Consider the following 5,684-nt stretch of genomic DNA (forward strand, 5'->3'; position numbering starts at 1 on the left):
TGGGCGCGGGGCGGCGCCCAGAACTCCCCGGCGGCCAGGCTCAGATGCCCGACCGCGACGCGCCCGCCCCCGACCCGCCCCGCGCCCCCGACCGCCACGCCGTCGAACGGCCGCTCCCCTGCCGCACGCGGCAGCACGACGGCGGTCGGCACGCGCACGGCCTTCGGCGCGATCACGGCGAGCGGGGTGTCACCGCCGTACGGCAGCAGGTACAGGGCCTGCCGGGCGACGGCGATGACACGGGCGGGGCGAGGTGGCCCGGCCAGCAGGGTGCGGGCCAGGGTGCTGACGGTGCAGAGTAGTTGGGCGGGGCTCATGTCCTGGGGGCTCCGGCCGCGTCCACGGTCTCCGGAACCGCGAACGCCTCCAGCGCCTTTCGGAAGCACTCCAGCGGCGCGTGCGCCAGGCCCGCGCCGATCTGGCCGATGCCCGGTTCGCGGTGGGCGATGCCCGTGGTGACGACCGGTTCGATGCCGGTGTCGAGGACGGCCCGCAGGTCGATGCCGACGGGTGAGCCGATGCCGCCGAGGGCCGGAAGCCGGTAGGCCTCGTGCCGGGCCAGCGTGATGCGGGCCATGTCGCGGCTGGTGCGCAGCGCCTCCTGCACGGTGCCGCCGACGAAGCCGGTGATGGCGGGCGCTGCGGCGAGGGCGAAGCCACCGAGGCCGTTGGTCTCGGTGATGGCGCTGTCGCCGATGTCGGGGTTGGCGTCCTCGGGTCCGTATCCGGCGAAGTACAGGCCCCGCACCTCGGCGGCGGGCGCCGTGAACCAGGCGTCGCCGAGGCCGCTGACGCGGATACCGACCTCGACGCCGTTGCGGGCGAACGCCGTGACGAGCGTGGAGTGGGCGACGCCCTGGGCGGCCGAGGTGGCGAGTTTGGCCGCCGCCATCGAGAAGTTGAGGAACCAGTAGTGGTTCTCGGCGAGGAACTCCAGGACCTCGGGGCCGTGCGGCACGCGGGCGAGCGGCGCGGCGATGTCCCGCAGCAGCAGCGCGGAGGCGGCGGTATTGCGGCTGTGGCACTCGTCGCCCATCTGGAGCGCCTGGGCGACGACGGAGCGCAGGTCCACGCCGTCGGGCCGGGCGGCGAGGGCGGCGCGCAGCGCGGGGGCGAGGACGTCGGCCATCCAGCGCAGCCGGTCCATCACGTCGTCGCCGAGCGCTCCGTAGCGCAGGCAGCGGCCCGCGCCCTCGTTGAGGTTGGCGTAGGCGCGCCGTCCGGTGGCCGGGTCCTCGACGACGAGCACGGGCATGGACGGGGAGGTGATGCCGCCCATGGGGCCGACGGCCTCGTGGTGGTGGCACGGCTCGAAGCACAACGCACCGGTGTCCGCGAGGAGTTCGGCCTGTTCCGGGGTGTCGGCCCAGCCTTCGAGCAGCGCGGCACCGATGACACCCGCGCGCATCGGCCCGCACATGTCGGCCCAGTCGACGGGCGGTCCGGCGTGCAGCAGGACGCGTTCGCCGGTGGTGCGGTCGTCGAGCACCGGCAGGACGTCGCGGGCGGTGCGCACGTCGCGCCACACGGGCCGCACGGCGAGCAGCCGGTCGACGGCGGTGCGGTTGGCGGCCTCGACGGCTTCGTGGCCGGTGAGTTCGGCCAGCTTCCAGGCGAGATCGGGGTCACCGCCCGCGGGCGGCCGCCAGTCGAGGGTGCTGACGTCGGCGCCGGCGGTGCGGGGCACATCGGCGAAGTCGGCCACGCCGACGGCGGCGATGCGCGGTGGGGCGTCGCCCGCGTTGAGCAGATCGGGGGTGTGGAGATCGGGGTTGAGCACATCAGGGTTGCGCAGATCGGGCACGAGGTGAAGGGACATGTGCGGCCTCCTGGGCGGTGGTTGGGGTGGGGGTGTCTCACGCCGAGCGGCGTGCACCGTCGAACCTCGGGCTCGGCGTCAAGGGACCCTCACCGCCCCGCCCTTCCCGAAGGCATCAACTCACCCGCGTCCCGGCGTGGTTCGGCATCCGCACCCACCAACGACACCGCCCACTCCGCGGCATCCGTACTGGTCGGGGCCAACAGCGCGCCCGCCTTCTCCAGGCGGGCCCGCACCGCGTCCGCGTCCTGCGGGTCGCCGTCCGTGCCGACGACGAAGGCGATGACCGGCGGACGTCCCCGCTCCCCCACGCGTTCCAGCTCGGTCGCGAGCGCCCCGGCCGGGTCCGCGCCCGCTCCGTGCCCGAGGACAACGTCCAGGACCACGGCCGCGGTGTGCGGGTCGGTCAGTGCGGCGCGCAGGTGGGCGGCGCGCACCGTGGGGTCGATCATCGGGTGGGGGCGGCCCGCGGTGTAGGCGTCATCGCCCAGGTCCAGCACCAAGTGACGCTCCGGCAGGGTGATGTCGCGACCGGGAACGTAGGGATCGACCTCCGTGACCGCGCCCGGCAGCAGTTGCCGTGCCTCGTACGCGAAGGTGCCGCCCGCGTAAAGGGCGCGGAGGTACCGGCCGGGCACCGCGTCCACCGCGTCCCCCGCGGGCGGTGCCCATGCGGGTGCCGGTACGCCGCCCAGGGTGCGCACCACCGCGCGGGCCGCGTCGCGCAGCGTGCCGACGACGGTGACGGGCCCCGGCGCACCGGGCCGCTCGGCGCCCGCGAGGTCGCCGAGCGCGGCGGGCCTTGCGGTACCGAGGAACGCGGCGACGACCGGCTTGCCCGCACGCCCCGCGCGGTCGATGACGCGTTCGGCCACCTCGGGCGCGGGCGGCTTCGACACCAGCACGATCAACTCGCAGCCCGGGTCGACGGCGAGCAGGTCGAGGGCGTCGAGGGTGGTGCGCGCGCCGACCTCCGCGCTGAGGTCGCGGCCGCCGGTCCCGATCATCTGCCGGACCCCTTCGCCAGCGGCGTCCAGCAGGCACGACACCTGCTGAAGTCCCGTTCCGGAGGCGCCGATCAGTCCGATGCGGCCGGGGCGCAGCACGTTGGCGAAGCCGAGGGGTACGCCGTCCAGGACGCCGGTTCCGCAGTCGGGTCCCATGGCGAGCAGGCCGCGCCGGTGGGCCTCCTCCTTGATGCGGATCTCCTGCTCGACGGGGACGTTGTCGCTGAAGACGAAGGCGTGCATGCCTCGGCGCAGCGCCTTGAGCGCTTCGGCCGCCGCGTACGGGCCGGGGGTGGAGATCAGCGCGAGGGCGGTCGCCGGGTCCACCTCGCCGAGGGCGCGCGGCACCCAGGCTTCGGGCTCGGCGCTTTCCGAGGCGGCGGGCTGTTCGAGCAGCGCGGGCACCTCGCCCAGGGCGTGCTCGATGGCGTCGGCGGTGCCGCGCAGCGCGACGATCAGGTCGGCGGGGCGTGCGGCGCGGCCCTCGTCGGTGAGGAGTTGGGCGTCGGCGAGCAGCCGCAGGTTGGGATCGGTCGCCATGACGAGGCTGGCGGCCGTGATGCCGGGCAGCCCGGTGAGGTGCTGGGCCGCGCGCATCAGGGCGACGGAGTCGGCGTAGGCGTCGCGCCGCACGGAGTTCGACGTCAGGGTGTCCGGGGCGGGGTGGCCGTCGGTGGCGGGCGGGGTGGGCTCCATGGCATCGACGCTACGGCCGCCGGCCGGGCGCGGTCTTCGGCGAGCGGTGCCAGCGCGGGGGCGTGGATCACCGGCAGCGGCTGACAGTGACCGGGCCTCCGGGCGCGCACCAGCATGGTCGGGGACACCCGCAGCCGTGCCCCGTCGGACCGCTCACCGACGCCGACGGCCCTCCCATCGACGTATTCGACGTAATCGACGTAATCGAGGCTCCGAAGGCCCCCGCATCGGCGCACGTGAAGCGCCGAAGGTACCGGCATCGGCGTACCCGCAGCAGGCAAACCGAAAGGTGTCCCCATGCCCGTCCCCCCGAACAGCCCTCCGGACAGCCCCCCGAACACCCCACCGGACCCCCGCGCTCGTGCCCGGCGGGCCGCCGCTGCCACCGAGGACTTCGCCGACGAGCGGCTGCCGCCGGGCAGTGCGCGCCCCACCCTGTCGATCATGCTGGTGCGGATGGGCTTCACGGTCTCGGCGACCGACCTGCTCTACGGCATGTCGCTCGGACTCTTCTTCCCGTTCTGGACGGCGCTGTTGATCGCGCTGGGCTCGTCCCTCGTGGTCAGCGCGGTGTCGATCCTGTGCGGGCTGATCGGCCGCCGGGAGCGGATCACCACGGCGCTCGGGCTGCGGGCCGCGTTCGGGCGCGGCGGCAGCCGGATCCCGTCGTTCGTGATCGCGCTGCTGTCCGCCGGGTTCGTCGGGTACAGCACCGGCATCACGGCCGGGGTGCTGCCCGGCGGGCGTGATCCGTGGCTGGGGCTGCTCTACTGCGTGGTGCTCAGCGCCGCGTACACCGCGGTGTCGATCGCCGGGTTCAGCAAGGGGCTCACCTGGGTGGGCCGGATCAGTGTGCCGCTGATGCTGGTGACCGTGCTCGTCGCGGTCGTGGCGACGGTGCAGCACGCGGGCGGTCTCGCCGCCGTGGTCGGCAGCGAGCCGGTGCGGGCCGGGGAGGCGACGGCGCTCGGCCTGTTCGCCCTCGGGATCAACAAGTGGATGACGGGGGCGACCGTCACCCCGGACATCACCCGGTTCGCGCGCAGCGACACCGACGTGTGGACCACCACGATCGCCGAGTTCGTCGTCGGCAACCTCGGCTTCAACCTGCTCGGGATCCTGCTGGGCCTGGGCGTCGGCGAGTCCGACATGGGCGCGGCGTTCGGCATCGTCGGGGTGGGCGCGCTCGCCACCGTCGCCATCTTCGTGCAGGGCTTTCCGCACGAGGTCAACAACATGTACGCGGCGTCGCTCGCGGGACGCTCCGCGTTCGACGTGCCGCGCATCGCCGTGAACGTCGTCGCCGGGATGCTCGCCTGCGCCCTCGCGTACTACGGCCTGACCGCCGGGATCCTCGACGCCTTCCTCACGTACCTCGGCTATCTCGGCTATGCCATCCCGCTGATCCCGGGCATCCTGCTCGCCGACTACTTCCTCGTGCGGCGCGGCAGCTACGACCTGTCCGATGCGGCGGTGGCGGCGGTCAACTGGCGTGCGGTGGCGGCGTTCGCGGTGGGGCTCGGCATCAATCTCGTCCTCGGGTTCGCGCTGGAGGACGAGCTGTGGCACGTGCTGCCGCTGACCGGGGCGTTGCTGTATCTGCTGTTCTCGCTGCCGCAGCTGCGCCGTCGGGGTCCGGCAGCCGCGAGCCCCGGCGCCCGTCCGGCCGGAGTCAGTGAGCGCGCGCGCTGAGCAACCGGTGGGCGTGGACGGCCAGTTCCGTCTGGAGCCGGCGCATCGGATCCTTGTCGGGTGCGCCGGTGAGCCGTTCGATCTGCTTGAGGCGGTAGCGCAGCGTGTTGTAGTGCACGTGGAGTTCCTCGGCCGCCTCGACGCCGTTGCGGTCGTGGCGCAGATACACGGTAAGGCTGTGCACGAGGCTGCCGTCGTGCCCGGCGTCGTACGTCAGCAGGGGGCCGAGGGCGTCCTCGACCAGCGCCTGGAGTTCGCCCGCGGGCAGCTGGTCGAGCAGCCGGTACACCCCACTCTCCTCGTGGAGCCGGACGAACGAGCAGGCCGGGCCCTCCAGTTCACGGCCCAGGGCGAGCGCGCTGAGCGCCTCGCTGTGACTGAGGTGCAGTTCGGTGAAGTCGGCGCGGATCGTGCCCGCGGCGACGGCCACGGCGCGCCCCGGGCAGGCGGCGGCGACCGCGCGGCGCAAC

5 protein-coding genes are annotated in these 5,684 nt (G+C 74.0%); 1 reads left to right on the forward strand and 4 read right to left on the reverse strand.

Annotation, left to right across the window (positions count from 1 at the left end; translation table 11 throughout):
- From OKJ99_RS07080 to OKJ99_RS07090, 3 genes are all read right to left on the reverse strand, one after another.
- Window positions 1–317, reverse strand: a 317-nt coding sequence (locus OKJ99_RS07080) for a hypothetical protein (protein WP_326014929.1), incomplete at its 3' end; no start/stop codon positions are given.
- Window positions 314–1,819: a YlbE family protein gene (locus OKJ99_RS07085; protein WP_326014930.1), complete on the reverse strand. Its 1,506-nt coding sequence runs from the start codon at window positions 1,817–1,819 to the stop codon at window positions 314–316. The genes OKJ99_RS07085 and OKJ99_RS07080, both read right to left, overlap by 4 nt.
- A gap of 89 nt (window positions 1,820–1,908) precedes the next feature.
- Window positions 1,909–3,522 carry a transcriptional regulator gene (locus OKJ99_RS07090; protein WP_326014931.1) on the reverse strand — a complete coding sequence of 538 codons (1,614 nt, stop codon included), beginning with the start codon at window positions 3,520–3,522 and terminating at the stop codon, window positions 1,909–1,911.
- 297 nt (window positions 3,523–3,819) lie between these two features.
- Here OKJ99_RS07090 and OKJ99_RS07095 point away from each other — a divergent pair, with 297 nt between their 5' ends.
- Window positions 3,820–5,214 carry a purine-cytosine permease family protein gene (locus OKJ99_RS07095; RefSeq protein WP_326014932.1) on the forward strand — a complete coding sequence of 465 codons (1,395 nt, stop codon included), beginning with the start codon at window positions 3,820–3,822 and terminating at the stop codon, window positions 5,212–5,214.
- On the opposite strand, the gene OKJ99_RS07100 is transcribed toward OKJ99_RS07095, so the two are convergent.
- Window positions 5,195–5,684: PucR family transcriptional regulator (locus OKJ99_RS07100; RefSeq protein WP_326014933.1), on the reverse strand; the 490-nt coding region annotated here is incomplete at its 5' end. The two genes, OKJ99_RS07095 and OKJ99_RS07100, sit on opposite strands and share 20 nt — an antisense overlap.

Origin of the sequence: Streptomyces endophyticus (assembly GCF_035798155.1) — a bacterium.
Classification (GTDB): domain Bacteria; phylum Actinomycetota; class Actinomycetes; order Streptomycetales; family Streptomycetaceae; genus Streptomyces; species Streptomyces endophyticus.